The organism is Pseudomonas sp. RAC1 (assembly GCF_030658255.1).
Classification (GTDB): domain Bacteria; phylum Pseudomonadota; class Gammaproteobacteria; order Pseudomonadales; family Pseudomonadaceae; genus Aquipseudomonas; species Aquipseudomonas boreofloridensis.
On record NZ_JAUTXS020000036.1, the window covers coordinates 1 to 26097 of the forward strand.

Sequence of the window (26097 nt, forward strand, 5' to 3'; positions counted from 1 at the left end):
CTACGGGTTTGGGATAGAGGTACACCTTTTCGACTTTGCTGTCGGGTCGCATCATGGTGGACGGGCTCCAGAAGGAAATCGGGAGCGCAGCATCGGGCATCAGTTATCTGCTTGGAATGTGGGGTTCATGGAGCGGATACGATCATTGCGACACGAGCGTCGCATCGCACTGCTGCGGGGACGACTGAGACAGGCAATAAGTGGCATGCCCCGTTCCACTGCCTCCAACCAAGGATGCCCCATATTCAAACTTGAACAGGGATGACTGAGATCACGTTGAAATAACGATACTTTCTCTTTTTAGCCGCCGCTTTCGCTTCAGCTTCCGCAATCAGTGTGCTGAGGGTATCAGCATCATGAGTGAACACCTCCTCCTGCCCTTCGAACTCCTTGGTAACGTGCAAGATGACACGCAACCTTGAGGACAGCCGTTTAGCCCTAGATGGTTTGGCAGCCTGTAACACCATGGACGGCTGCCGAATTGGCTCGTCGACAGGGACACCAGCGCTGCCAAATAACGCAGCCCTCATCTCTTCTTCGCTAAGGTTCTCGCTCATGTTTCAGATCTCAAGCACTTCAAGTTCGGGGGTGATGACCTTCAACGGGTCATAAGACGCTCAAGGGAGGTATTTTACACCGACAACAGCGTCATCCCTGAGACTTTGCACGTCCCCATTAGCTCACTCATGGCTTCAGAGGTAAAAAGCAACGCCTGCCATGAGGACGGCACAATCTGCTCTAGCAAGGTTGCCAACACCCACAAAACACTACATATAGCGAAAAAACCGAAATACAAGCCAAAAAAAACACCATATATAGATTTGTCAAAAAATATGACGCTTGGTTTGTAATCAAAGCCAAAGCAGCAGCCTCACGGCTGCAAAGTAAAGCGATTTCTCCTCCGCCCCCAGCCCCACCATCCATACCTCAGACTCACCGCAGACCTCAAAACCATGTGATCTGGAAGCCGTAAATATCAGATGTAAAAGCTGCCGATATCCTGTGTCGTGCGAAGGCGTCTGAGCCACTGCTGCTTTTTTCTTGGTCTCAAATATAGAACTCCGTCTCGCTTTAAAATTTTCAAGAGGGGGGGATAGTCAAGTCGTCGCAAACTTGAATCTTTTGTCGCATATGAGCACGTTTGTCCGACACGGCCCGAACCATCTTGCATAAAATCGGGCTATCTAGGGTGAGCTTCAATTGGCCACACCACCCGCATCAATCCCATACAGCGTCATGCCAAGTCGCCAAAAAATGGCGGAGCCATCAACAATACTCCGGACGTTCTTCGGTCAGCTAAAACCTATGAATGGCGTGTCATGGCGAAGCAGTGCACTGCGATCGGCTGAAGTCGAGGAAATGGTGCTAGGTGCCTAAGCCGTGTTCCAGGCGTCTGATCAGCTCCAACACCTGCTCGACTTCTGCATCAACTGGGCGTTTATCGCCGAGCGCGCGAGTGGGCCTGGACAGCCACTCGACCGCACAGAGTTCATTACCAAATAGCTGAATCGCTGCGGTCAGGAGCGCCGGATCGATTGTTTCCACCGCTAAACATGGCTCGGCCTCCCTGCGACCTTCAGGCCCCGGCTCACGCTGACATTGAGCAATAGCGTCGATCAAAGCTTGTTCAAGCACGGCGCTGAGGTCGACATCCAACTTAGCTGCTTTTGCGAGTAGATCAGCGTTAATGCTGAGGCTTACTGACTCATTGGGGGCAGTCAGGTCGTAGTCTGCGGGCACGGGCGCTCTCCAGTGTTGAGAAGGCCATGGATTGGCTTGATGCCAAGCGTATGCTTGAGAACCCAAGCCTGCCACGAAAATTTTCCTCACCACCGACTTACAAAAAGGCAACCTTTGCCTCAGAGGCCAAGGTCGGCGGCGAAATGCTCATCGCGGATCGCACTGAATGCAAAGCCGTCGCGGACAAGCCGCTCTCCTAAATATTGCTTCAGGTGCATTCGAAGCTGCCAGCGGAGCTCGATGTAGTTGGCATGACGCACATGCCAGGCTTTCCTGGAGCCCAGCCGGCAGCAAAGCTGCCGTCACATCAGCATTGTTCGTGACGTACTACCTGTCGACTTCAGTGCCGATTGTGCTCATCGGCTTTGGCATACCGGCAATCGGCATCAGCCTATCCGTGGCCTGCTTCGCATCCCTCGTCACGCTGGTTTCGATCATCACCTTGGGCATGACCTGGTCGTCGAGACAGAGGACACCCGCTCCGGGCGTTGCCCATCTGCGCCCCACCACCGGAGCAGAATCTAGCGCTCCTTATAGCAATTCCGACCAGCTAAGATAAGGCCATGAATTCACACGCTCGGGATGAGCGGAAGTCTCGGAGGAAGCGTCATGGCAAGTGATCCACCTGCTCTATTCATCGGCAAAGAGGTCAGTCCAAATGCCGAGATTTACTCACGCAACGAACTCGGCCAGATGCAAAAAAGGCTGGGTGTCGTCGGGGATCTCGTGCCCAAACTGCACTGCTTTCAGGTAACGGTGGTGAACCAGGTCAACGAGGAACGGATCATTGATGCCATTCGCGGTCTCTTGGAAGACCGGCACCTTGAAGCCCAGAAGCTAAGATACGAAGCGATCATTGACACCTTCCAGTCGTATGTCGACACAGGTCTGGAAGACACGCTGGGGCGCTCCCACGCGCTATGCACAGAAGCTGCGGGCTCATTTTACTCGGGCCTCGAAGTAGCTCTCGCCTCCTTCATGCCCCATATTTATCAAGACAAGCCCAGGATGATGACAAATGCGCTTGCTCCATTGGTCACGGCAGCTGATTCATATCTCGTTGTTTTAGCGATTGCATTCCACTCGCTAACCAAACGTGCGCCAGAAGCAGCTTCCAGAGAGAAAGTCGTGATTGGCAAGGTTAACGCGGCGATCACCCTACTCGAACGCCACCTTCAGAGAGCTCTGCTTCCGCTGGGCAGACCCAAGAAATCCCCCATGGCTGCTCTGCTCTTCCGTGGAGATGAACAGAGTTTTCTGCGCTACTACCCATATTGCAAAGGATATGAAGGCCAGGCTGGAATTGTGCGAATGGTCGGGGAAGCGAACGAAATAGCTGACGATGAGGATAAACGGTGGCACGGACACAAAGTGTCCTCAGACATTCCCTTTGACTCCTATCTGACTTTTGCTGACACGCTCATCTTGCTTATGGAGCGGTTTAAAGCGCTGAAGGCCATACGGCTTGGTTTCGACCCTAACGCCGGGCCGCTCGACGATCCCAGAACAATTCTCGACCAAGAAGGCAGTGATACCCCACGAATAGCACAGACCACTGGCCCTGCTGAGTAGAGACGACCAAGCAGTTGATAATTGCTTTCGCTCAATGGGTACTCCGTGACTTCAGAGAGCACGCATGATGGTGATGCCAAGCATGCGTGCGCGACGAAGACCACAAGATTATGCACCACCATTACTCACACCTCGAATTTCACTGCCACGTTGTAGCAGCTCTGAAAGCTAAGATTTCTTCATCAAAGCACTCCATCAGGCATGGCAAGATCCCTCACTTTTCGTCAAGTGATTAAGTAGACACCCGACTCCAACACGCTCACACGATTGATAAGGAGCCCAATGTCACTGTTTCACGATGAACCATCGGACGACGGCTTGCCCGGTGCTGAGAGACGTTTGGTTATGTTCGCGGTGATGACCGCAACGGCAATGGCGGTATTCGACGGGACGGTAGTCAACATCGCGTTGCCGTCGATTTCCAAAGCCCTTGGCACCTCTACAAGCGATACGGTATGGGTCGCTAATGGGTATCTACTCGCAGCGGCTGTCACCATACTGACCTTTTCTGCGTTGTCTGCACGCATCGGTTTTCGTGCTTTGTTCGCAACCGGAGTGGGGGTATTTACACTCGCTTCTTTGGGCTGCGCCCTCGCCACATCCCTAGACGTGCTGGTCGCGCTGCGCGTTTTACAAGGGATCGGAGGGGCTGCGACGCTGAGTATCGGGCCAGCGATTTATCGTACGGTGTTCCCAACACTGTTACTGGGCCGAGTGCTTGGCCTCAATGCTCTTTTAGTTGCGGCCAGCTCTTCTATAGGCCCCGCGCTTGGAGGAATGATGGTGTCCTGGGCTGGCTGGCCTTGGCTTTTCGCGATCAATGTTCCACTGGGTATTGTCGCGCTGACGCTTGCGTTACGAGCGATACCACATAACCCTTCAAAGACCATAAAGTCATTCGATGCCATCGGTGCAGCACTCTCAGCGGTAACCATGGCGGCGGCCATCTTGGGCACCGACGCCCTATCAAACGCCCACAAGCAATCATTGGCAGATGTGCTATTCAGCTGCAGCCTGTACGGCATACTCATGGTCGGGGCTGGCAGTGCGTTCGTATGGCGCCAACGCCACACAAGCACCCCACTGCTGCCCTTGGATATGTTCAGGTCTTCACGCTTCTCTCTGGCTGCGCTGACGTCATTTATCACCTTCGTCGGTCAGGGCATCGCTTTCCTGTCCCTGCCGATCTTGTTCCAGAGCGCATACGGTTACGATGCGTTTTCTGCCGCACTCCTTTTCAGTGCTTGGCCCATTGGCATCATCATCGCGGCACCACAGGCTGGCCGTTTAGCAGATCGGCACCCGCCCGCCCTACTCTCGACAATAGGCTTGGCACTCTTGACGATAGGGCTGATAGCTCTCGCCTTTCTACCCACGCATGCGAGCGCCTTCGATGTTGTTTGGCGCGAGATTTTGAGTGGTATCGGATTCGCTATTTTCCAAAGCCCCAATAATCGCGAAATGCTGTCCAGCGTCTCCAAGGAAAGGAGCGGAAACGCCTCGGGAATCTTGGCAATCGCCCGTACATTTGGTCAGTGCTTAGGGGCCGCCATTGTCGGAGTTGCGCTCGCAACGTTCGCTCTGAACTCAATGGGGGAGCAATCTCTCGCTACGTCCGCTGAGTTGGAGGCGGTGGCGATTGACTACGCTCTCGGGCTTGCCGCAATTGTCGCGGGATTGGCAACGGCTCTTAGTGCCACCAGGATGAGGGCTCGGGCCTGATCTTGAAGATGCGCGTGTTAGTCAGGTGGCGGGAATCTTCAGATGCCAAGGCAGTCCCGCCACCGAGGGAAATGGCAACGCCGAGCTACCTCCCGATCCAACCTCCGAATTGTGGATAGGCATAGCCGCTCGAAGCCGATGTCGCTCAGCGTCATGTGATGAAGGCGGGGTAGATCATCCAGTCCTGGTCTTCGACTGAGCACCGGGCTTAAGAACTTGCACAAGAATTTCGCCACTTGCTATCCTACAGATCAGGGCCCAGAGCCCAGGTTGCCGTACACCGCCCTGCTGCGTGGGAAAGTACGGTGCAGTAGCTGCCAACCACATTAGTCCCCCGTGGCCAGCCCGGCTCGCAGCAAGCCCAGCAAAGCGCATGAGATCTGCAAGGGTCTACCTTCTAAGGTGCTTTTACGGCCATGACAGTGGAGCTAATGTCATGAGTTTTTCTGCTGAATCCATTTTGGAAACCTTCAAAGATACGAAGGTGGCGGATGCGCCAAAGCTTAAGCACACCCAGTACCTCAACTATCTGGCTAAACGACTCGGCTACCAGGACTACAACCACTTCAAAGGGTGCGTCAAGACCGCTCCTTCTGATCGCATCGGTGATTTTTACCTTGGCCTAATGCAGAGGATATGCGCCCTGCGACTGCCAAAAGAGGGCGTAGACCATGTACGCCTGAATGATTGTACGTGGACGTCAGTTGGCTTTGACTCGTACTTCATTGGCTGGGACAAGCGGGGACGCGAGGTGCGAGTACCAACTCCCGGCCATGGGGCGCTCAGCGCCATGGACTTTCGTAACGTTTTTGATGAGCCTCTGTACGTCATTGAGACCGAAGCGGAGTTTCACGCTTGGCAATTGAAGTGGGGATCGTTCGCCTTGGTGCCTGTAGCGATGGCCAAGTCTCGATTCCCTTCGCTCTTCAACCAGCGATCTAAAGTTGTCGAAGACCCACCGATCGCGAAAATTAAACGCCGTGTCCAGCGAGAACTGAAGGACAAAGGGCTGATCTGAAGCTGCAGACATGGGTAGGGAACTCCCTGCCCATCTAATTCTTCAGACGCCCCCCGCGATTGATCAGTTTTGTGGAAGTCAATGACAGTAGCCTCATCCAAGAAATGCCCACCTACAGAGGCACTTATAGGTTCACATCACCTTCAGCACCTTCTCGATAGCTTGCATGGTGGCCGGTTTGAAAATCGCCTTACCATCCGGATCAAGGACATCACCGGACTCACCCCGCTGAAGCTTCCAATCCAGAATAAAATCATCAGATCTCAGATACTCCAAGGCTCGCCGCTCAAGCCGGCTGAGCTTGTAGTCAGGAGCAGTCCCACTACGATCGTCCACCTTGATAACGGTACCGGGAGGAACAATTTCTTTTATCGTGCGCTGGGCCTCTGCAAGCTCTGCTAGCGTCTGCTGAACAAGGATCCGGATACGGGGATCCTCAATCTCGTCTGCCCAGGCATGTCCCGCCCTCGGCCTGAAGCGCTTGCGTGTCCCTTGCTGTGCGGCGAAGCATTTGATCAATGCCTGGTAGTTGACACCCGTCTCGTTGTAGATGCTTTGGCTTTTGGGCACACCACGGCCCTGTCCCAATCGCGAGACATTGGTGTAGGAGTAATCTGTACTTCCCGAGGTCTCAATTTCTCGGCAGACGGCAAAGATGGCCTCCAGTGTTTTCTTCTGCCGAGGCGCTTTCTCAACGAGTCGAGCCAACATTTCATCGGGGGACATATATTTCCTTTACTGCGATATGGACGCAGAACGTAGTGGAGCCGGGGAATCTGAAAGGGCTCGTAGTGAGCCCTGGAGCAGCACGGGCGGCTTAGCCAGCAAAGCAGGCCTCAGCCGTTTCGATGCGGTGTGCACTGCGGCCAATGCCACGTTCAGATCCTCCACCACCGCTCGCCAGAACCTGCGCAAATTCCTCGTGGGAGATTGCCTCTGGGCCATGAAGATCACTCAGCAACAACTCGCCGCTGAACAACTGGTCGACCAGCACCCGGCTGTTGAGGCGCTTGAAAAAGAAGTCGGTGACCTGGTTGCCCAGCACTAACTGCTCGGACTCGCTCAATTCGCACATCCGGGGACGGATGTTGTTCAGCATGGCCATGCGATCAATGATCTGGGAGCGTCGAGGCGTCGCCATTACCGCCGATGCGGACTGGTAGATGGTCGCGTTCACGCAGACTTCATTGAGCTGCTGGAAAAGCGATGTCTCGCGGTACCCTACCGTAAGCTCGCTCCGATCCGAGGCAATGAGCTGCACTGAACCACCCTGGCTGCCCGCGCCTTTCGATTGAGCCTGGCGATCCAAAGCAATCCTGGAGTCCTCGATCTGCTTGGTGATCGCCTGCATGTCGCATAGGTACATATCCATCTTCGTCGCGATCCCTTCCATTTCAGAGTGCAATTTGCGGTTGGCCCTCTCGCACTGCAGTCGCTCCCTTTCATCGAACTCTCTACCGCTGGCTTCCATCTGTGCTTCCAGATAGTCCAGTTCTTGGATCCTGTTGCGGTGCTGCTGTTGTTCATTTTCCAAAGTGCTGTAGTGCTCCCAGAGGAGATTCGCGCTTAGGCTGATTTCATTCCAAAGAGCAGCCAAGCCACCCATAAACACTGGGCCACTTACGAAATGCCTGCAGCGCGGGCAGTTCTGGTTTCCCAAGTAACCTGCAGGCACAGGCGTCCACGAGCTACTATTGAGCTTCTCTCCGCCGTCCGCACATCGGGATCCTGCATATGGGCAAATGCCGTAATCCCGCACCAACTGCGTCCCCGTCTGACCGGAGAGAATTGCCGAAAGCGCCTCTTCACTATTAGCAACCATTTGCTCCTGCAAATCGTCGAGACGCTGCTGCTCAACCATGATCTGGAGATCATCGACCCTCCTCAGCAGAGCTCGCTTCTCTGCCTCAGCCATCTCGAACCTGAGCTTCGCGGATCCCACCTTGGTGTAGTAAAGGCTCATCACAATGGATGAGTGACCAGCGACCTTCATGATGATCGACACCGGCAGCCCGAAATCTAGGACGTAGGCAGTAATCAAAGAGACGCGCATGCTGTGCGGCGTGTAGATCGAGCTATAACGACTCAAGGACGACTTCGATCCTCCAGGCTCGAAGGTCGCCAACTCAAGGCTGTTGGACTGAGTGAAATACAGGGTCGCAGCTAAGCGCGAGGTCATGGATGGAGCAAAGATAGGAGGCTGATCCTCACGCCACCCTCGAAACAGAAAGACGTTCGGTTTTTTCTTGGCCAGCTTTTTCTTGGACAGGTTGCAGCGCGTTGCGCAATCAATCCAAGGCGTAATGCGGCTTACCGGGTTGTATTTACGCTGCCAATCCCGCAAGACCGTGAGCCAGTACACGAGCTTGTCCGGAATCCAGGCCACGTTGTAGCCCACGCCGTCATAGCTGGTCTTGTTGCTGGTGAAATACATTCCCCAGTCGCCTTCGGCGGAATGAGTGATAAAGCCTTGCTGCCTGCCAAGGGTGGCCAAGCGCCCGGTATTTTTTACCCAGGAAGGGACACCGTTCACCAATTCCACAATGTACTCATCGGCCTCGCCAGAGTCGTTGTACATGATCTGACGTCCACGTGCAGGCACCGAGACCAGCGTGTACAGCGCCATCCAGTGGACTGGGTACCAGATGTAATACTGGTCACCCGACTTGCGGTAGATACAATTCGGGTCATCAGGGTCAATCACCGACTCATCCACTGGGTAGTAGTCACCATCGAACGACTGGATGTTCTTCAGATCTCGGAAGCTCGTCGCGTCTTCAGGAACGATCCACTTCCGAGCTTCCTCTACGCAAAAGTAAGCCAGCACCGGTTTGACGGACTCAGAGGGTGGTGCCTTACCGCCTTCGACCTCGACGCCAGCAAGCGGATTCGCAGCTCCGGCAGCACGGTAGAGAAAACCTCGCTCATCCTCTTCTGTGAAGTGCCGCTTGAGCGCATCTTCCAGGTACTCGTTGATCGCGAACCATGCCCGGCGACCGTGGTGAGATTCACCATAGGTGTCTAGGAAGGCTTTGAATGATTTGACATCCGCACGCCCACCGGTCAAAAACTCCTGCACGCTTTTCCCCAAGCCATTTGGCATGATGTAGTCGCGTACAAATCGGCAGACCCACAACTCGCGCTGCCCTTTCGACCGAGCGCTGTTGATATGGATCTGAATATCGTCGCGCCACAAGCGACACTCCTCTGGCATATAGATGAGTTTCGCAGGCATGCCATTACCTAAGAACTCATAAACATTGACCCACTCCTCATAGACATCCTCGGGCTTCCAAGGCATTCGAGGATCTTTGAGCTTTGACCAGAGCTTTTGGTATTCATCCATGGTCTTGCAGCGGTGCAGCTGGGCGAGTTCCTGCAACTCAGAATAACTGTAAGGGGTCGGAAGACCGCAAGCATCCGGCCAGCTAACCCACTCATCCGCAAAAAGGAGGTCAGGAGCTTCAGGCAGCACGGAAAATCTCGTCCTAGCCTTTTCATAATCATCTTTATTTTTAATCTTGAGAATTTTTGATGCCAAACGAACGTCATCTAGTTGATCGTATGCATCAGGCAACAGGAATACATCGAAGCCTGGAAAATCCTTATATTTTTTAATAGGATCCGAGGGTAGTCGATCGTCAGCCTTATACCTTGCGTGATAATCCTTGGAACCGCAGAAACGGTGTTGCAGAGCAACAGCCCGCGCCTCTTGCCAGGTATTGTAATGAACTCCCCTTCCAGCCATGGCACGCTTCCACCCTTCCCACTCATCAAAATAGGTATTATCAGGGCGACTAGGAAGCTTGGGATCCCTGAAATAACCTAACTGATATTCACGCTGAGTTTTAAGACCTAACCTAGCAACAGCCTCCTTGAACTCACTATAAGTTGCATAGAACCCCCGTTGCTCGGGAGTAATTAGAAACTCGACTTTAATTTGAAGAAAATCAGCCCACCCCTTCCACTCATTAGGATATGCCCAGCTAGGCCCAACAGGCAGCCTTGGATCTTTCTTTCTGTTTCTAAGATACGCGTCTCGCGTTTTAAAACCCAACCGAACCGCAGCGGCAGAAGCTTCGGCATAAGTCTCATAAGGAGGAACCTCCTTCCCAATGAACTCTGCAAATTTTTTGGGGAAGTTCTCGTAAACGATCGAAGGATCAGCCGGAAGCCTCGGATCCTCGAACCGTCGCTTTTTGTAATCAGCGGCCCCTACAATTCCAATAGCTAAGGCCGCATCTCGGCACTCCTCAAGGGTAGCGTACGGCTCGGGAAGACCAAAAAACTTATTCCAAGATTCCCATTGATCCCCGTAGTGAATGTCGGGCCTCCTAGGAAGTTCGGGATGTGTCTTTCGAAAAGTATTGTATTGCTGCTTCTGAATAATCCCATTAGTCCTGCAAAAAAGGGATGCCTCTTCATAACTTAAAAAGTCCGCAGAGATTAGTGCAGGGCGAACATTCCCCGGGGTAATGCGGGTGGGCAACCTTTTGCCTGTAATTTTTGAAATTCGATCTTCATCACCACCATCGCGGCCATTACCGGAACTTCGATCAAATTTATTCATATAGCTCACTGCCTTGGTGTCTAACTGGAGAAGACGACAGAAGCTATACCAATTTATTTTTGAATAAAACCCCCGGAAATTTTGTATTGTCAACATACATCAAAACCGCACCAACTCGATTTACTAGAACATTGACACCAATTCAGAATTGTAAGCCCGTAATTTTGAATTTGGCTCGCGAATTTAAAAACCAGCCGACTCGCGCCCTACAGCTTCTTTGAAAAACGCGTAGAAAATCTCAATTCAGAATTGAGAATGGCAATATACATTTAAAGGCACTCTGCACCAGCGCTGTGAACGCGAGGCACCATGTAACATTTTGTTACATTTTGACGTCGAATCCATGCTCCCAAATGCCTCGTTATGAAGGGATTGAGGTTCCTATTGAGGACGACTACGAGGTGAGTGAGCACCAGTCGGGCGCTCGCAAACACCTTCCTCCTCAGTCGGCCAGCCGACCTGGCTCTAGATCACTGAAGCAATCCCTATCCTTGCTGCTTATTTTGAATCGCGCGCTCACGCTCGGCGAATTCCTTACGAATATCTGCTGCAGTGGGCTCTTTATAGGTTTCTTGGGACTCAATACTTTTGTGGTGCATCGCCTTTTGAATGATGCGCGGCGAAACTCCAGCCTCTTCTAAACGATACCCAAAAGCATGCCTGTGGCCATGTTCGCTCGTCCCTAATCTCTTAGCATGCTCCAAACCAATTCGATGAACAGCCGCTTTGTGCTGTCGATTGAAGTTTGCCATGGTCTCCGGATTCCCTTGAGTATTGGTGAAAGCATAGGGATGCTCACTACCCCTTGCAGGGTTTACACGCTGCTGCTTCAGATAACAGATGTAGTTATGAAAAAACACCTTGGCCATTGAGAGGGGGTAAAACACAACCTCAATGTATCCATCGGAACCATCAGTTAACAGTGGTGATTTCCACCCTGCAGCCTGGGAGTCGGACTTTCTGTAGTCAGTTCTAGGCTTGAGCCGAAACGCCCTATTCAAGTAGTCACGCCGATTTGAATAACCTTCAGTAAACTCGACCCGCCCATCAGAAGGATGCCAAATTCGGATAATCACTTCTTTCTTTTTACGATCATAAATTATGTCGCTCAGATATAGGTGAAACAGCTCACTCTTACGCAATCCCCCATAATGCATGAGGATCGTCATTGCTCGACCCTTGTAATCGATTAGGTCATTCGCAGTGGCATCCACATCCGCACTACGTAGAACGAAACCATTTTCTATTAGGTTTTTAATTTCTGACTCTGGGAAGCGCTTTGCAATTTTCGCACCTGCCTTATCTGGGCGCCTCGACTGAATTTTCCGAGCTGTCGCGTTATTACGTTTCGCCTCGCCGGGATCGGCCAGGTGGTTCAGAAAGACATTTGTTTGCTGCTGGTAATAGGCGCACCAATTCAATCGTTCCTCGTTCGAGGTAGCTCTCACCAGAGGATTCAGCCGTGGAGCTTGATACTGTGGCTCTTCAGCGAGCCAGTCCGTGTACTGTGTAATGTGGCCAAGCAATGTCCTGACATCTTCCGCACCACGTGGCGTCCAATACAAACCGCTTGGATCACCCTGAGATCCAACGTTGATGGTGCCGTACTCCAGAGCTTGGACAAAACCTTCAAGCAGAAGCGTGCCTTTCTCAAAACGCCCCTCATGAGCAGCAATGTAGGACAGGAGCAGCCTCATCGCGAAGCGGCTCCGCTCCCTCCATGAAGCGCTCCTGCTCACCCGACGTGAACTGCCCAAGTATCGAAGGTGGGAGATCAACAGGCCGTCCTGGGTCAAAAGACCGGGTAGCTCAATCTCTCGACCAGTATTGTCATTGATGTATTTGGTGTTGATATTGAGCGCGAATGCCATAATAACTTAGTAGAAATAGTAGATTTATATATCCATTATAACATTCAAAGTTGATGCACTGGCAAATCTCAAGATTTTCTTCGCAATAAGAATATCGCGCGAAGGCACGCAACCATATCTGGCGCGAACCTTCGCGCCTGCATCAAGCCAGCGCGACTGTCACATCAGAGGCCTCAGTTGGCCTGCGGAGTTGATTTGCCCTGAGGCGCTCATCAAAGATCACCACAATGCCAGGGAAATAACGGTGCCCATCAACGTAGTCGGGGCTTCCAAGTTTAGGGAAAATGTAGGCGAACTGCGTGGGTTTCAGTGACCACCCTGGGAAATAGGGCTCATCTGTGAGCCAAAGATTCAGCGAGGCCTTTACCTTGTCAGGACAGATTTGTATTCGCTTACTCGCTCCGATCCGAACCTCGCTCAAGGGAATGGTAGGCACGACGAATGTCACAGCGAATCGGCGATTGGCCTCCCAATGGCCAAGATCACCCGTGTCATCCCATGCCGCTTTCAGGGCCTTGTTCATATAGGTTTCGCCATCTGCCCTGACACCTATCCGCTGTACGGCCTGTTTGGCCTCAATGGCGATGCTCTCTTCTGGGTTGCGAATGAACAGATCACAACGACCATTGCGCAGGTGCCCCTCATCTACGCCAGGCGTGAGCGTCCGCATACGTTTGATGGTGCTGAATTCCTCAAGCGCGAACCAGTCCTTCAAAGTCCAGGCAGCTCCTGCCAAGACGCTCAGCGAGGCGCGCTCGTTGTACCACCACGGGTTATCCTGAAACGCTTTGGTGTAACGCTCCACAGCTTTGATCCAGGCATTCAGGAGCTTCTGAACTGACTCGTCATCATCATGGGCATGGACATGTTTGAGGGTCTTCAACTGCTGCACCGCCAGCTCCTTGTGAAAAAAGCGCGACGCTACCACAAGGCGGGACAAAGCTTGTGCAATTTGAAATAGGGGTGAAGGCCCTCAGGAGAGAGGGCCTAGATGGCTCTCACCGTGAATCCATGCTGTTGGCGGAGTTGACTAGAAGCAGGATTGCCGAGGCGGCCATGTGGAGTGTGTAGGACACGATGTGAGGCTCTACGGTCTTCACCTCAACGCCCTGGCCATGCCCTCCTTCATTATTTCGAATGGCAGGCACTCCGCCTTCAAGGAGGTTGAACAGGGATGAAAGGTGGCTTTGGTAGTAGCCGGGGAACAGCCCTTTCTCGATGCAAATCATGATCAGCTTGCTAGCTGTATCCCTCTTCTTGTACTCCCAGCCCTTTTGCTCACAAATGACCTTCATGGTGCTTTCGAAAGCCTTATTGGCCGCAGTGATCGCTTCCTTGTACAGACCTTGCCGATAGTGCGAGTAGGCAGTGAAAAACTCCTCCTGGGCCCCCTCAAAGCCCGGAACATTGAGGAAGTGGACGACGGGTTTGACGACCTCAGTGTGCATCATTTCTGAGTCGACTCGGATGATCTCGTCGTTTACATAGGCATAACCAACACCGTGCTCCCTGAAGCGAGTGTTCAGCTCCTCAATGCAATCATCGACATGGCGTCGCCCATCGAAGCCCGGATAGTACTCAGCATTTTCTGCTTGTCGATTCGCACTTCGGAACACCAGCTCAATCACGTCAAGCGACCGTTCAACATCTGGCTCGTCGACGAAAATGTCTACCAGAGGCTTTTCAAAGTAGCGTTCAAACCTGAGCGGCAATAAATCAGGCCTTGCCCACTCCTCAGCAAGGGCTTGGATTATCTGCGCATAGACATGCACAGCTAGGTGGTGGTTGGGGGTTTCCGAATTTCCTAGAGCTTCTTCGATCAACATCCCCACCTGCTTTTTCAAATCGATCGGCAGGGTGTCGCACTGCAAAACATCTGGCATCTCACCGCGCTGCCGGCGTTGACGTTTTGAAAACAAATCATGAATCACGTGACACATCCTTTTCACTGAAGGTCGAGGGTGGAAACTCGCACACGCGCTTCCCTAAGGTCGCCTACCACCATTGCTATCTGGCGGTAGACGGCCAATTACTAGGGTTGAGGTGACTATTGAGCAGCTTGGCTTTCGATCATCGCCAAGGCGCCTTCAAGATCCTTCAACAGGTCTCGGCGAGGCTTGCATTCACCATACCCATCATTAAGGATCTGAATGACACGCTGAAGGGCGGAAACCTGATCACGTGCGGAGGTGTACCGGGAAGGCTCCCCGCCATAATAGGTATCGTAGAAACCCGCCTCACGGTCGTCCTCCCGGTACTCCTGGAACATCCAGTTTTCCAAGGTCGAGCACCACGTGCGAAGCTTGTCATAGGCCTTGAAGGGCATAGGCGAGATCATCAGGCACTGGAGCTCTGCCCCAACCCGCTTGTGATCAAGCTGGCTCAGTGGCTTCTCGGGACGCCAGAGCAATGGATATCCGGCTTCCCGGTGATACTCGACTGCACCTTTGCTGTAGCCATAGGTAGTGCCAGGTCGAGCCCGTCGAACAACACCGCTCGCTTTTCTCGCAGGGCTGGTGAACCGAGCGTTATAGGGTTCGGACGTACCAGGCCACGGTTGATCATTGGAGGGCACCGTCGCAATTGGCGATAGCGCTTCGAGGCTTTCAGTGATCTTGGTCACCAACGCCTCACTCGGCGAGATCAGATGTGGTACTGCGTTATCCGGGTAGTACAGGCCTGCCCAGACTGGCTTGGTGAGGTGTAGGGCCTTATCCGAGATCCAAGCAGCGCGCCTCATGACATTCGACTCATTGTTCACGCGCCCATAAGGTTCATCCAACGCGACCCACGTGCCCGATGCAGGATCGATCCACAAAGAAACGTGGTCTTTCAATGGAAAGTCGGTGAGCAGCTCAAGCGCTTGCCTTTGCTTTTGGGAAGTGGCCGGGCGCAGTCCACTTACTTCCATGAACTGCAGCGTGAGCGCCGCACGAACCAGCAGCTCCCAAGCCCGAGCCTGGCTGTTCGCATTGGAGATCATCTCAAAATGATCCGACGCCTCTTGCCGGAACCCCTGAAGGTTGAGGGCATACCTTGCCTGGTGCTTCGACACGATGCTGTTCAGCGGACGCGGGAGAAAGATTTCCAGCGTTTCACAACCCGCCGAACGAGGTCTGGTATCCGTGTCCCGCCAATAGGCGGAGAGGAAGACCGAGTGCTGGCTTTGGCGCAATGCCGTTTCCGGCACTACCTCTCCTGATGCCAACTTCTGCTGTGCCTGATAGTAGTCACGATAACCGAGTTGACGTGCAACGATATCAAGTGCCTCAGCATGCTTTTGGCCGGGCAGGCAGATTTTCTTGGCTCGTTTCTTGATGCCCTTGAGTGTCTTGGGCAGGGTCTTGGTGACGCTGACGCGCTCTGGGAGCGAGGATGGTGTGCTCATAATTTTCTCCAACCCCATAATCAACGCCACCCGCCTACGTCTTACTGGGGCCGCAAAAAATCATGGCCTAGGAGATCGTGCTATTACAGGTAGTGCTCTTTCGAGCTTTCACTGACGGGTGAGGTACGCCTACCTTGCGCAGCTCAGAGACTATCGAGACAGCGGCGGATTTGCAAGGTATCCGCTGGGGTTTCAGCGACAGGAAAACGGCCTGCACGGTTTCCAGTACTATTCGCCGACCGGCCTACTGCCCCGTAAGCCTATGTGACAGGAACACACGGATGTATTTGTCAGCACTCAAGGTTCAGAATTTCCGTCAATTCGGCGCCGAGTCGAATGGCCTTTTCATTGAGTTCAACAAGGGCGTTACTGCGCTGGTAGGTGAGAACGACGCGGGTAAATCATCGGTCATCGATGCCCTGCGATTCGTCCTCCAGACACGTGATGGAGAGTACGTACGCTTGCAACCCGAGGACTTCCACTTCCCTGTGGAGGGAGCTCAGGCGAGCCAAATAACGATCGTGGCCAAGTTTGCAGATTTGTCTGTCGCGGATCAGGGCGCGCTGTCGGAGTACGTCACGTTCAACGGTACTGCTGCGGTCGTTTATGTTCACTGGACTGCGCGAAGACTGTCGGACGACGTCCTGGCGCGTCGATGGGTTGATATTGCTGTACGCAGTGGTCATAACGGCGGTGGCCCAAGCATCGACACCAACGTCCGCCAACTGCTAGCTGCTGCATACCTGCGCCCCCTTCGCGATGCCACACGGGAAATGTCTCCAGGGCGAGGATCGCGCCTCTCACAAGTGCTCAGAAATTTCCCCAGCATCAAGGATGGAAGTGGCTTCGATGTCGAACAGCCGCTTGCAAGCCCTGAGTCACTGAGCCTCGCCGGGTTGGCTGGGTATCTACGGCATTTAGTGAACAAGCATCCTGGCGTGGCTGCAGCCCAAGACTCGGTCAACGACAACTACCTGTCCCACCTCTCGCTAGACGGTGATGAGCTACATGGACGTATCAACTTCGTTGAGGGGAGCTCAGAGTCGGCTCGGCTAAGACAGATCCTAGAGCGCATGGAATTGAGCCTGCTCGATCAAGGGTCACATGAGGCTCGTGGGGAGTACGGTCTAGGCTCCAACAATCTGCTGTTCATGGCCTGTGAGCTACTACTGCTCGGCAAGGAGCCTGACGGACTGCCGTTACTGCTTATCGAAGAGCCCGAGGCCCATCTTCATCCACAGCGACAACTGCGTTTGATGGAGTTTTTGACTGCTGCGGCGACACCCACACCAGTGCCACCCAGAGCCATCCAACCGACGTCAGCAGATGAGCGAGAGGAAGAGCCACTGCCATGGAGCGAAGGCTCCGAAGCTACATCAGCAGACTCGTCTGATGCAGATGGATCGACTGCAAATGAAGTCAGCCAGGAAAGGGAAGCGCGGCCCGTTCAAGTCATCCTCACAACCCATTCTCCCAACCTCAGCTCCAAGATTGCTCTGGACAATTTAGTGCTCATGCACGGTCGCAAAGCCTACTCGCTCGGCAAACAACACACGAAGCTGGATGAAGGCGATTATCGATTTCTCGCCCGCTTCTTGGACGTGACCAAGGCGAATTTGTTTTTCGCACGGGGCCTCCTCGTCGTCGAGGGCGATGCTGAAGCCATCCTGTTGCCGGCACTGGCAAAGCTACTCGGACGAGACCTGACCCGCCATGGCGTCTCGATAGTGAACGTCGGTGGCGTTGGCCTGGGACGATATGCCCGGATCCTGCAACGCGCGCACCCAGAGAAAGGTACTCTCAGAATTCCTGTCGCCTGCATCTCAGACATGGACGTCATGCCGGACTGCGCACCACAGATTCTGGGTTTGGTAGAAAATGATGATGACCCCAAATGGGGGGCTGGCCGGAGGAAGTGGCGAGCGATGCGCGACTTCGGCGCTGATGAGGAAACCCGGCTTCAACGGTTGGCTGAGTGGAGAGGCTCGCGCAAAGCGAACGACGAACAGAACGTACAAACGTTCGTGGCGGGACAATGGACACTGGAGTACGACCTGGCCTTTAGTGGCATGGCACGTGAGCTTCTGGTCGCCGCCCGGTTGGCTGCGAAGGACGATGCCATTCATGCTGTTCGGGAAACCCACGATGAGGTGATCAAACTAGCCATCATCGAGTATGAGGGCCTTCAAAACTCGGGTATGCCTGCTGAGCAAATATGCTCGACCATCTATGACCTATTCCACCGCAAGATAGCCTCCAAGGCGATCACGGCTCAGTACCTCGTAGACATTTTGGAGCAGCGCTTTCAGAGAGTAGTAGTGAGCCCAGAGGGCTTGAAGGAGCGGCTTCCCCGCTACCTTGTTGAGGCAATCACATACGTAACCTCGCGTTTGGAGATACCCCAGCACCAAACCTCGCAGCAGCAAGCGCTGAGACAAACTCCATGACCACGCTCAGCGAACTGGTGCCCGAAATCACCGACGAGGACATCGAATGGGTCTCGGGCCTTATGAAGCTGGAAGGCTTGGACGAGCAGCGCCTGGCATTTCTTCGGTCGCGGGAAACACTAGACGTGTCGGCATGTCCGGGAAGCGGTAAAACCACTCTGGTAGTTGCCAAGCTTGCGATGCTTGCCCGCAAATGGAAAAGCCGCACACGTGGCATCTGCGTGCTATCTCACACCAACGTCGCCCGCCATGAAATCGAACAGCGCCTGGGTGACACCGAGGTTGGCAGGCGACTGCTGAATTACCCCCACTACATCGACACAATTCATGGCTTCGTCAGACGTTTCCTCGCCACACCCTGGCTCCTCTCCGCGCAATACCGTTTCACCGCGATCGACGATGAGTTGACCCACCGGATGCGTTACAGGTCTTTGTCAGAGGACGACAAAAGATTTCTACGCAATTTCCTGGCCCATAGAAACTTCGACACCTCACTCCTGCGCCTAGCCAATGCCGATTTTACTGACCCTCGCATCAAGGTCGCCAAAGGCAAGCTTCCGAGCGGGCCAGATACCCAGAGCTACCAAATCATGGCCAAGGCAGTCGTTGACACGGCCAAGCGCGGTTACTTCTGTTACGACGAAATCTTCGTGCTGGGCAGTGCTCAGCTTGCCGCGCGGCCAAGCGTGGCCGAGGGGCTGAGGCACCGTTTTCCATGCGTGTTCATCGACGAAATGCAGGATACCTCGGCGATGCAGAACGAGTATCTCGGCGCCATTTTTCCCCGCGACAACGCGGGGATATGTGTAACGCGTGTAGGCGATTCCAATCAGGCAATATTTGAGTCGGACGCCCAAACCAATGGCAGTGACTTTCCAGATCGAAGTCGAGGAGTCGACATATCCACCAGCTTTCGCTTCGATGAGTCGATTGCGATGCTGGCACATCCCTTTGCCCTCCATGCAGTAGCAGGCAGGCTTACAGGGCGTCGCAACGTCGGAGTGGAAGGGGCGCTCCGCCACACCGTTTTTGTGTTCCCTGATGATGACTGTAGTCGCGTACTGGATGCCTATGCTCGTCTGGCTTTCCAGCAGATCCCCATTTCCCTGCATGACAAGGCCATAGTCACGGCGCTTGGTTATACCCACAAAGATATCGACCCCGACGACACTGACCAAACGCATTACCCAAAGACGGTCGGGCATTACTGGGAGGGTTATGATCGCAGCGCAGGTCTAGTTGCGTACCGGCCACCAACATTGATTGAGCGCGTTCGCCACGCCAAGCGTAATCTCGCCAAAAGCGAGACTGCTCACCACAGCGTCGAAGAGATCGCGAAAGGCCTCCTCCACCTGGTGAACCTCTCCAATCTCACCACCAAAATCAAAGTGGGAAGTCGACAGCATGTCCAGGTTCAACAGTTGCTCGTCGACCTGAGCGACTTGGCTAGCTATCAACAGCTAGCGGTAGAGCTGCTATTCGCTCCGAGTACCATCAGCGCCGAGAGCTGGGCATCCTTCGCTCAGCGCTTCTGGGCTTTGGCATCAGTCCTTGCTGGAGTGGATGAACAGCCCGAGGCAGCTCATGACTACCTCGCTTGGGTGCCGGAGAACGCAGAAGCTCTGCAGGAGGGTGCTGTCCAGCTTGCAGCGAATACCTTCCGAAGCTCTCAAGATCAGGGTGTCCTGGACATCAAGCTCGGTTCCATCCATTCGAGTAAGGGGCAGACCCATACTGCGACGCTCGTGCTCGAAACCTACAGTCACGAACACTTCATCGACAGCCTGCTACCTTGGCTTGCTGGGCAAAAAAGCCACGGCGGTACCAGGCCGCGTAAGAGAATCGTCCAGCGCTTGCTTGCCATGTATGTGGCGATGACCCGCCCGACGCACCTGCTGTGCCTGGCCATCAGCAGGCGCACGCTCGGTGACGGAGAAGAGTTCGAAGCCAATTGCGTGCTGCTTCGCGAGCAGGGCTGGGATATCCAGCATCTGTAGGCAGCTGACCTCGTCGCACTGAACAGGTCACGCTGATGTTGATTCAGCCTTCTTGACCTGACGCTCACGCTGACGAAAACGCTTGATGAAATCAGCGTCCACCAGCTCGTCCACAGCTAACCCAAGTCCACAGTTCACAAGCGAAGCCAAGCTGCCGTCAGAGAGCGCGAAGCTGTTGGGTATGAAGCCACACTCGCGCACGCGGTTGTCATCGATACGAGCCAGAAACGCTCTCACAAAATCTGAACGGCCCGATTTACGGCTTGCAGTCGCAGCTTCGGTAGCTGGGTCGTTGGCAGTCACTTCTGCCATTTCGGCATCGCTACCGATAGCCTGAATCACCTCACTTAGGCTGGGCCAATACTTCGGCTCGTATTGATACTGCAGACGCTCAACGTCTTCCTTCGCATAGCTTTCGTAGAGACCATTGTGCTCCGAGGCCTCGTGCACGATATCCAGGATCTGGGATTGGGTGTTGGAGCTAAACCCCGAGTAGTTGTGAAGGTCATCGCGGCGATCGAGCAGTGCGGCCAGCTGATCAGCGAGCTCGCTGATTTGTGTGTTAACGCTGATCAAATCTTCCCGAGCCTGCCGTGCTGCTCGGTTCTTCTCAGGGTTCCAGCCGTCAGCCGCATGGACGAAGACGTCCCAGAACATGTAGAGGGCGCGGTGCTTCTGGGACAGAGAGGCATAAACCTCCTCATAAACGTCCAGGAGCTCGATACGGCGCTTAAGCACGCTTTCTATGATGCTTTGGACGTTGGGCCAGATATCGCTGGCCCGGAAGCTTTCCATCATCTCGCGCAGAAGGGTTTCGCAGTGTTGAACAGCTTCAGTGGGTACGTTAGACACTCGGGTATACCTGATTGGATAAAGTCCGCATAGGCTATCGCCTCAAGCGAAAGCGCTCGGTACCTATTGGAAATTCTTTCCATCATCAATAGGTACCTGCTCAACGCCCCGCAGTTTGGCTGGCTATTTTGAAAGATCTTTAGTCCATGATCCGCCCGTGTCGGTTGAGCTCCAACGAGAGGAGGCGCTGCGCTCCTGGCTGTGGCGCAAGGCATCTGGCCCAAGCAGAAGTAAAGTTTTCTTCTGGTTCTCCGCACTGGGTTTCTGACCTTGAGTCCAATATGACCAGCAATTGAAGTAAGGCTTTTCTCTGTCCTCAACGATGTCGGGGCGCAAGCGCACAATTTCTGAAGGCTTTGGATGCCCCTTTTCCGTAGCCTGCGTCGGAATGGCATCGTTGAGTTGCGCCAGAAATTCCTTGGGTATCAGGCGTTGGCCACTAGAGCCATCCTCCTTGAGAACCTCCAAGAGACCGCCGTACATATCACCCAGGTAATCACGAATCCGATAGCCTGCAAGGACGTCGAACCGGAAGAAGCCTCGGGTCTTGCCTCGGGCAGTGAGCGTCAGAACGAAGGGTGTGTCGCGCGTGGAGAAGAGGCAGTCGAAACTCGCCGCCCCCGTTCTCACCAGGAATTGCTGCATGTCACTGCCAATCGTAATCATGCTGCGGTGGAGCAGCTTCAGCGAGGTCATTTCCATGTGATGAGCTCCTTGATTGAGAGCCCATGATGATGGAGAGGTCGGCCAGGATGGACAAGCGGCCAGAGCCATAGCGCGTCGGCCTGCAGCCCCTCTGCCTGCCATCGCAATTCAGGCAGTAAGCCTGTACCCCGAACAACCCTCAGTCACTGAAAGCTCCCTCATGGTGGGCTAATCTGAACGAAACGACTTCACAGAGGCTATGGCATGAATTTGGACAAGCACTCCCGCACGATCTCCCTCCACTGCCCGACCTGTGCTGGCACGACGTTCAAAAGCGAGTCACCCGAGAGTCTCAGCGTAACTTGCACTGGTTGCGACCGCGTGATCGGCAGGGAAGATCTGCGCCGAGAAAACGAAGAGAACATCCAGGAGCATCTTGGAGAGATCAAGAAAGAGATCTCGAAGGCTGTGGCCGACGATTTGCGTAAGCGTCTTCAAACAGCGTTCAAGGGCAGTAAAGGGTTCAAGCTCAAATGATCAACGTCACCTTCGAGTCCGGAGACATCATCGCCACCCTGGCTCTGTTTTTTTCCGTGTACGCCACCTTCAAAACCGTTCAGTTCAACAACCGGCAGCAAGAGGTCATCAAGAGCCAAGCGCAACTGAATGAGCTGCTCCTGAGCAAAGAGGCTGCAGGTGTAGAGCTGGACAAGCAGGCCGACCTAGGGGCGACATTCCTGAAGCTGGGCAATAGCAAATACAAATTAAGGGTCTTTAACAAAGGCAAAGCCCCTGCGCGACACGTAACGATTGACTTTCCCGAAGGCAATGAAGTAATCCCAGAAAGCGACATTGAGAGCAAGTTCCCGCTTCAACTGCTCGACGTGCACCAGGCGGTTGACCTAATCGCAGCCGTTCATTTGGGTACAAAGTCAAAGCACTTGGTAAAGCTAGAGTGGGACGATGGGCGGACTGGCAGGGCGGCGAAGGAGTTGTGGGCTACCTTGTGAAGAAATTGGCACCGGGCGGCTGTCCTCATCAAAAACTGCTGCATGGCGCTACCTATAAAAATCATGCGCCGGGTGGAGCAGCTTCAGCCAGGTCATTTCCATGTAATGAGCTCCTTGATCAAGAGCCCATCATGATGGAAAGGTCAATAGGGTAGAAAAATAGCCAATGACCGTATTACTTCGGCCTGCCCCTCTCTGCATACCATCCCAATTAAGGCCAAGGTTTGCACGACCGAGGCACTCTGGTTGGAGCATGCCGCTTAGAAGTCGGACTCTAGGACAAACGTCGGCTTGCCTTCCTGCAAAGGCTCATCATCGACTTGATACTTGACCTCGCGGATAGCGTGATGGACAAGACTGCCGCTGACATACTCGATACCAGGCCCTTTAGACATCTCAATGCCGTAGCGATCCTGTAATCGCCCCCAGGACGCTTCAGCAGCGCATGCCACGTGCGAGAACAGCACAATGTTACTCCCAGCACTCTGTTGCACCGATTTGAAGATCACCCCATCGATCCGGGGCTTGCAGTGGGTTGCCAGGTATTCCGCGATGACCTGCGTGATCAGGTAGTCACGTTCAGCCCCCGGCAGCACGGGGACGGTGATCTCGTTGTGCAGGTATTTCAGGAGTTCCCGGCGTCCGGTCTTGGCGTGATGCTTCGGATCGAAGAAGCTCGGCGCCGGGCCAAGATCTGCCGTCTCGAACCGCCCGAAATCCAAAACCCTCACCATCCTGTTCAACCTGAACTCGCCGCTAACGACGGTGCCACCGACTGGGGGGCGCAATTCGGCAATGCACGTTTCGCGTTCAAATGCGCCATAGAATGCCGGGACGCCCGCAGGGTTCATCCTCCCATCCCCAGCCCTTTCCTTCGGTGGAGCACCCAGATTGCGCCCCGGATTGGCCGTAATCCCGTTAATGTCCGTTGAGGTCATACAGGTGCGAGCCCGGTAGATAGGTGGGGCGTCCTCCGGGGTGAGCAAGCGCACAACTGCCTCTTCATCGGAGGAAGCCGAGTACTTGTACAGATCTTTGAAGATCCAGTCCAAGAACGTCTTGGCGCTGTTGTTGAAGAACCGTTGCCCGTGCTTCATCCCTTCCTGGAATTCGAACCACTGGTGGCCGATGTCGTCCAGTCTGTAAATCCGCTTGGAATAGTTGGTGTCCAGACTGTAGCTGTCTAGGCGATCGCATACGGCCTCCACGATCAGCTCGACGTTATCACAGTCGAAGATCGCGCTGACCCAAGTATCGAGGCTGTCCCCTTCCTGACTGTCACCCCAATCAGCAAAGCGACGAAAGTATTCGCCCTCAATGACGTAGGCATCAAGGATCCCCTCAACCTGGGCTACGACATTGGACAAGGGGATGCATTTTCTAGTGGCGTTGCACAGACTACAGACGGTGGATTTTCCATTACGCCGGATCTGGCGGCCCAGGTAAGCATCGTGAACACATTTGTAGCAGACCTGCTCGTGATGAGCGCTAGAAGCCATATGGTTCCTCATAAGTCCTTTTCCCCACCGCTGCGACGGAATGCCAAGCGCTTCAGAGGGTGGCCATGATCGCCGAAGATGCGTTTGCCACCAACTGTTCGTGAGCGAACCCGCTTGATCTGGGTAACGCATGCAGCCATAGCAGTTGCGCCTAGTCACGCTCCCGCTGCAGGATAAAGTATGGGACGTTGATCGAACCGGCCCACGCTGATACAGGCCATCTATAAAAACAACAAACGAGCCAATCATGAAATTTCTTCAGAACAACCCGTTCACGGGCTACCGCGACAATCTCATCCTGACCGCTCTGGTGGAGATCGACCACTTGAAGCGTCTCAGCTCATCATCGATGAGCCTCTCCAAAGCCCTCTCCCCCTTCAAGGAGCCAGAGGGCTTTCTGGATCTCGTCAATCAGTTCGCCTATCACGCGATTGGTCGCCAGGTACCGGAGGTTTTCGCCGAGTCGGTAGAGGAAGAGTTGCAAGACATTCCCATCAGCGCTGACGAAATTGAAGAAATTCTCAAAAGACCAATCGGCTCGGCTTTACAGATGCTCGTGAGCCAGGACGCGTAGGCGCTCGCTTCGATGATAGGTATTGAAAAAGAGTCCTGAATCGAAATCCAGCGTGTGCTGGTGCAGAACTTTGGAAGTGTCAGTGGCCAGATCAATCTCCACCAGTACAAGGTCGACTAGGTCGCTCCCACAATCTTCATTACCAACTCGATGATTATCAAAGTACAAATTAATTTTCCTGCGTCTCACCCCCTCCTTTCGCCTTACAAACATGAATCTATCGACTTCGAAACCAATAGAGTTTCTATTTATATTACTAGCAACCTTCTCACTAACCTTGCAACCAAAGGCATCCCGCCCCTCTGTCATATAAGCAAAACCAAATGGCAAATTATACAGCGTAATCGCCCTGTACTTATGACCGTCATTAGATTTGAAGTCCTTAAGCAGCCCTGCCACCAACGCATCTGTAAACTTCATTCCCGTTGTTTTTTCGAGAACATTTATCACCAGATGCAGATGATTCCGCAACGCGTTCAGAATCTCATCGTTCTTGGTTGCACTCTTACGAAGAGTCTTGCTATCAAATCTCTCAGGGTTGTGCAGGGGACAATCTTCGTATGCATCCTGATTATGGTCTGCCACTCCCGGCACAGACTTCCCAGAATGCCTTGCATACAAAACTTGGGAATCGGTGGTGGGAACGTTCCTGTTAACAAGGGTTACAGGATTCTGACAGGCAGGACACAGCGCGTAAGAGTGAATTTTTTGACCATCATTGATGACGTAGGGAGCAGACCTTCGCGTTTTTTCGTTGTACTTCTTTTGGGTGAGGGTGATAGCCGATTTCGGGCTCGTCTTGGTGCTGAATACGTTCAAGCGGTTTTCCTTAACGCGTTTCGGGCTCAGAGGCTGCTCTGAGGGCAGCGTCGGGGCTGTTTGGGTTGCCGGATTACTCTCTGGGTTGCAAGCACCGGTTTAGAGCGGTCGAGCGTTGAGGGGCATCATGGCGGCATGGCATTCAGGTGGCAACCCTGTGGATGGAGGCTGGGGGCACACTGTATTGGCGAGCGTTTTAGGTCGTGTGTTGCGAGTGGGGAATATTGAGTGGTGGCCTCCGAGGGGGTTGCGCTTGCACGGTGAACCGAGCACGGGGTTCTGAGCGCTCAGGGCCCTGAGAGGCTGGCCAACGAAGGAAACAGCTGGTAGTAGACAGTAGGTAGTATGGATGGATTGGATGTTTTTCCAGACT

The 26097-nt window shown here is 53.8% G+C and carries 21 protein-coding genes; 8 read left to right on the forward strand and 13 right to left on the reverse strand.

Annotation, left to right across the window (positions count from 1 at the left end; genetic code table 11):
• Nucleotides 1-245: 245 nt before the first annotated feature.
• From Q7C30_RS15025 to Q7C30_RS15035, 3 genes are all read right to left on the reverse strand, one after another.
• Complete coding sequence (locus Q7C30_RS15025; RefSeq protein ID WP_317871972.1) at nucleotides 246-557, reverse strand: hypothetical protein; 312 nt, start codon at nucleotides 555-557, stop codon at nucleotides 246-248.
• An 808-nt stretch (nucleotides 558-1365) separates the two neighbouring features.
• Nucleotides 1366-1740 carry a type II toxin-antitoxin system CcdA family antitoxin gene (locus Q7C30_RS15030; RefSeq protein WP_317871973.1) on the reverse strand — a complete coding sequence of 125 codons (375 nt, stop codon included), beginning with the start codon at nucleotides 1738-1740 and terminating at the stop codon, nucleotides 1366-1368.
• Nucleotides 1741-1859: 119 nt separating this feature from the next.
• Nucleotides 1860-2000, reverse strand: coding sequence for a hypothetical protein (locus Q7C30_RS15035; RefSeq protein WP_317871974.1), 141 nt, complete (start codon nucleotides 1998-2000; stop codon nucleotides 1860-1862).
• Between the two features lie 349 nt (nucleotides 2001-2349).
• Here Q7C30_RS15035 and Q7C30_RS15040 point away from each other — a divergent pair, with 349 nt between their 5' ends.
• The 3 genes from Q7C30_RS15040 to Q7C30_RS15050 all read left to right on the forward strand — a co-directional run bounded on the left by Q7C30_RS15040 (nucleotide 2350) and on the right by Q7C30_RS15050 (nucleotide 6052).
• Nucleotides 2350-3312 carry a hypothetical protein gene (locus Q7C30_RS15040; RefSeq protein WP_317871975.1) on the forward strand — a complete coding sequence of 321 codons (963 nt, stop codon included), beginning with the start codon at nucleotides 2350-2352 and terminating at the stop codon, nucleotides 3310-3312.
• A 282-nt stretch (nucleotides 3313-3594) separates the two neighbouring features.
• A complete protein-coding gene (locus tag Q7C30_RS15045) occupies nucleotides 3595-5034 on the forward strand; it encodes an MFS transporter (RefSeq protein ID WP_317871976.1) in 1440 nt (479 codons plus the stop codon).
• 436 nt (nucleotides 5035-5470) lie between these two features.
• Nucleotides 5471-6052 (forward strand): hypothetical protein, encoded by a 582-nt coding sequence (locus tag Q7C30_RS15050; RefSeq protein WP_317871977.1) that lies wholly within the window; start codon nucleotides 5471-5473, stop codon nucleotides 6050-6052.
• Between the two features lie 132 nt (nucleotides 6053-6184).
• Here Q7C30_RS15050 and gmtX read toward each other — a convergent pair whose 3' ends face one another.
• From gmtX to Q7C30_RS15080, 6 genes are all read right to left on the reverse strand, one after another.
• On the reverse strand, nucleotides 6185-6778 hold the full coding sequence (gmtX, locus tag Q7C30_RS15055; protein WP_317871978.1) for a gamma-mobile-trio protein GmtX: 594 nt from the start codon (nucleotides 6776-6778) through the stop codon (nucleotides 6185-6187).
• 91 nt (nucleotides 6779-6869) lie between these two features.
• Complete coding sequence (locus Q7C30_RS15060; RefSeq protein ID WP_317872066.1) at nucleotides 6870-10622, reverse strand: VPA1269 family protein; 3753 nt, start codon at nucleotides 10620-10622, stop codon at nucleotides 6870-6872.
• Nucleotides 10623-11107: 485 nt separating this feature from the next.
• A complete protein-coding gene (gene gmtY, locus Q7C30_RS15065) occupies nucleotides 11108-12493 on the reverse strand; it encodes a gamma-mobile-trio recombinase GmtY (RefSeq protein WP_317871979.1) in 1386 nt (461 codons plus the stop codon).
• 142 nt (nucleotides 12494-12635) lie between these two features.
• The gene (locus tag Q7C30_RS15070) at nucleotides 12636-13385 is read right to left on the reverse strand and encodes a hypothetical protein (protein WP_317871980.1); all 750 of its coding nucleotides are present in this window, start codon (nucleotides 13383-13385) and stop codon (nucleotides 12636-12638) included.
• A 106-nt stretch (nucleotides 13386-13491) separates the two neighbouring features.
• The gene (locus Q7C30_RS15075; protein ID WP_317871981.1) at nucleotides 13492-14424 is read right to left on the reverse strand and encodes a hypothetical protein; all 933 of its coding nucleotides are present in this window, start codon (nucleotides 14422-14424) and stop codon (nucleotides 13492-13494) included.
• Between the two features lie 116 nt (nucleotides 14425-14540).
• Entirely contained in the window at nucleotides 14541-15881 is a 1341-nt protein-coding gene (locus Q7C30_RS15080; RefSeq protein WP_317871982.1) for a hypothetical protein, read from the reverse strand.
• A 281-nt stretch (nucleotides 15882-16162) separates the two neighbouring features.
• Here Q7C30_RS15080 and Q7C30_RS15085 point away from each other — a divergent pair, with 281 nt between their 5' ends.
• Together Q7C30_RS15085 and Q7C30_RS15090 are read left to right on the forward strand one after the other, a co-directional pair.
• Nucleotides 16163-18328 (forward strand): AAA family ATPase, encoded by a 2166-nt coding sequence (locus Q7C30_RS15085; protein WP_317871983.1) that lies wholly within the window; start codon nucleotides 16163-16165, stop codon nucleotides 18326-18328.
• Nucleotides 18325-20325: a UvrD-helicase domain-containing protein gene (locus Q7C30_RS15090; protein ID WP_317871984.1), complete on the forward strand. Its 2001-nt coding sequence runs from the start codon at nucleotides 18325-18327 to the stop codon at nucleotides 20323-20325. Before Q7C30_RS15085 ends, Q7C30_RS15090 begins: the two co-directional genes overlap by 4 nt.
• A 27-nt stretch (nucleotides 20326-20352) precedes the next feature.
• Here Q7C30_RS15090 and Q7C30_RS15095 read toward each other — a convergent pair whose 3' ends face one another.
• Nucleotides 20353-21177, reverse strand: a complete 825-nt coding sequence (locus tag Q7C30_RS15095; RefSeq protein ID WP_317871985.1) for a hypothetical protein — start codon at nucleotides 21175-21177, stop codon at nucleotides 20353-20355.
• A gap of 123 nt (nucleotides 21178-21300) precedes the next feature.
• Nucleotides 21301-21879: a DUF6037 family protein gene (locus tag Q7C30_RS15100; RefSeq protein ID WP_317871986.1), complete on the reverse strand. Its 579-nt coding sequence runs from the start codon at nucleotides 21877-21879 to the stop codon at nucleotides 21301-21303.
• Between the two features lie 207 nt (nucleotides 21880-22086).
• Between Q7C30_RS15100 and Q7C30_RS15105 the strand changes: the two genes are divergently transcribed.
• Entirely contained in the window at nucleotides 22087-22359 is a 273-nt protein-coding gene (locus Q7C30_RS15105; protein WP_317871987.1) for a hypothetical protein, read from the forward strand.
• A complete protein-coding gene (locus Q7C30_RS15110) occupies nucleotides 22356-22832 on the forward strand; it encodes a hypothetical protein (RefSeq protein WP_317871988.1) in 477 nt (158 codons plus the stop codon). Before Q7C30_RS15105 ends, Q7C30_RS15110 begins: the two co-directional genes overlap by 4 nt.
• Before the next feature lie 260 nt (nucleotides 22833-23092).
• Here the strand turns inward: Q7C30_RS15110 and Q7C30_RS15115 are convergent, their stop codons facing one another.
• Complete coding sequence (locus tag Q7C30_RS15115) at nucleotides 23093-24343, reverse strand: RES family NAD+ phosphorylase (RefSeq protein ID WP_317871989.1); 1251 nt, start codon at nucleotides 24341-24343, stop codon at nucleotides 23093-23095.
• A gap of 235 nt (nucleotides 24344-24578) precedes the next feature.
• Between Q7C30_RS15115 and Q7C30_RS15120 the strand changes: the two genes are divergently transcribed.
• Nucleotides 24579-24905, forward strand: a complete 327-nt coding sequence (locus Q7C30_RS15120) for a hypothetical protein (protein ID WP_317871990.1) — start codon at nucleotides 24579-24581, stop codon at nucleotides 24903-24905.
• On the opposite strand, the gene Q7C30_RS15125 is transcribed toward Q7C30_RS15120, so the two are convergent.
• Nucleotides 24876-25724 carry a hypothetical protein gene (locus tag Q7C30_RS15125; protein WP_317871991.1) on the reverse strand — a complete coding sequence of 283 codons (849 nt, stop codon included), beginning with the start codon at nucleotides 25722-25724 and terminating at the stop codon, nucleotides 24876-24878. The two genes, Q7C30_RS15120 and Q7C30_RS15125, sit on opposite strands and share 30 nt — an antisense overlap.
• Nucleotides 25725-26097: the final 373 nt, after the last annotated feature.

Bases quoted from the DNA above. Each gene is read 5' to 3' on its own strand.
- Q7C30_RS15025 (WP_317871972.1), bottom strand. From the start codon at position 557: ATGAGCGAGAACCTTAGCGAAGAAGAGATGAGGGCTGCGTTATTTGGC.
- Q7C30_RS15040 (WP_317871975.1), top strand. From the start codon at position 2,350: ATGGCAAGTGATCCACCTGCTCTATTCATCGGCAAAGAGGTCAGTCCA.
- Q7C30_RS15045 (WP_317871976.1), top strand. From the start codon at position 3,595: ATGTCACTGTTTCACGATGAACCATCGGACGACGGCTTGCCCGGTGCT.
- Q7C30_RS15050 (WP_317871977.1), top strand. From the start codon at position 5,471: ATGAGTTTTTCTGCTGAATCCATTTTGGAAACCTTCAAAGATACGAAG.
- gmtX (WP_317871978.1), bottom strand. From the start codon at position 6,778: ATGTCCCCCGATGAAATGTTGGCTCGACTCGTTGAGAAAGCGCCTCGG.
- Q7C30_RS15060 (WP_317872066.1), bottom strand. From the start codon at position 10,622: ATGAATAAATTTGATCGAAGTTCCGGTAATGGCCGCGATGGTGGTGAT.
- gmtY (WP_317871979.1), bottom strand. From the start codon at position 12,493: ATGGCATTCGCGCTCAATATCAACACCAAATACATCAATGACAATACT.
- Q7C30_RS15080 (WP_317871982.1), bottom strand. From the start codon at position 15,881: ATGAGCACACCATCCTCGCTCCCAGAGCGCGTCAGCGTCACCAAGACC.
- Q7C30_RS15085 (WP_317871983.1), top strand. From the start codon at position 16,163: ATGTATTTGTCAGCACTCAAGGTTCAGAATTTCCGTCAATTCGGCGCC.
- Q7C30_RS15090 (WP_317871984.1), top strand. From the start codon at position 18,325: ATGACCACGCTCAGCGAACTGGTGCCCGAAATCACCGACGAGGACATC.
- Q7C30_RS15100 (WP_317871986.1), bottom strand. From the start codon at position 21,879: ATGGAAATGACCTCGCTGAAGCTGCTCCACCGCAGCATGATTACGATT.
- Q7C30_RS15105 (WP_317871987.1), top strand. From the start codon at position 22,087: ATGAATTTGGACAAGCACTCCCGCACGATCTCCCTCCACTGCCCGACC.
- Q7C30_RS15110 (WP_317871988.1), top strand. From the start codon at position 22,356: ATGATCAACGTCACCTTCGAGTCCGGAGACATCATCGCCACCCTGGCT.
- Q7C30_RS15115 (WP_317871989.1), bottom strand. From the start codon at position 24,343: ATGAGGAACCATATGGCTTCTAGCGCTCATCACGAGCAGGTCTGCTAC.
- Q7C30_RS15120 (WP_317871990.1), top strand. From the start codon at position 24,579: ATGAAATTTCTTCAGAACAACCCGTTCACGGGCTACCGCGACAATCTC.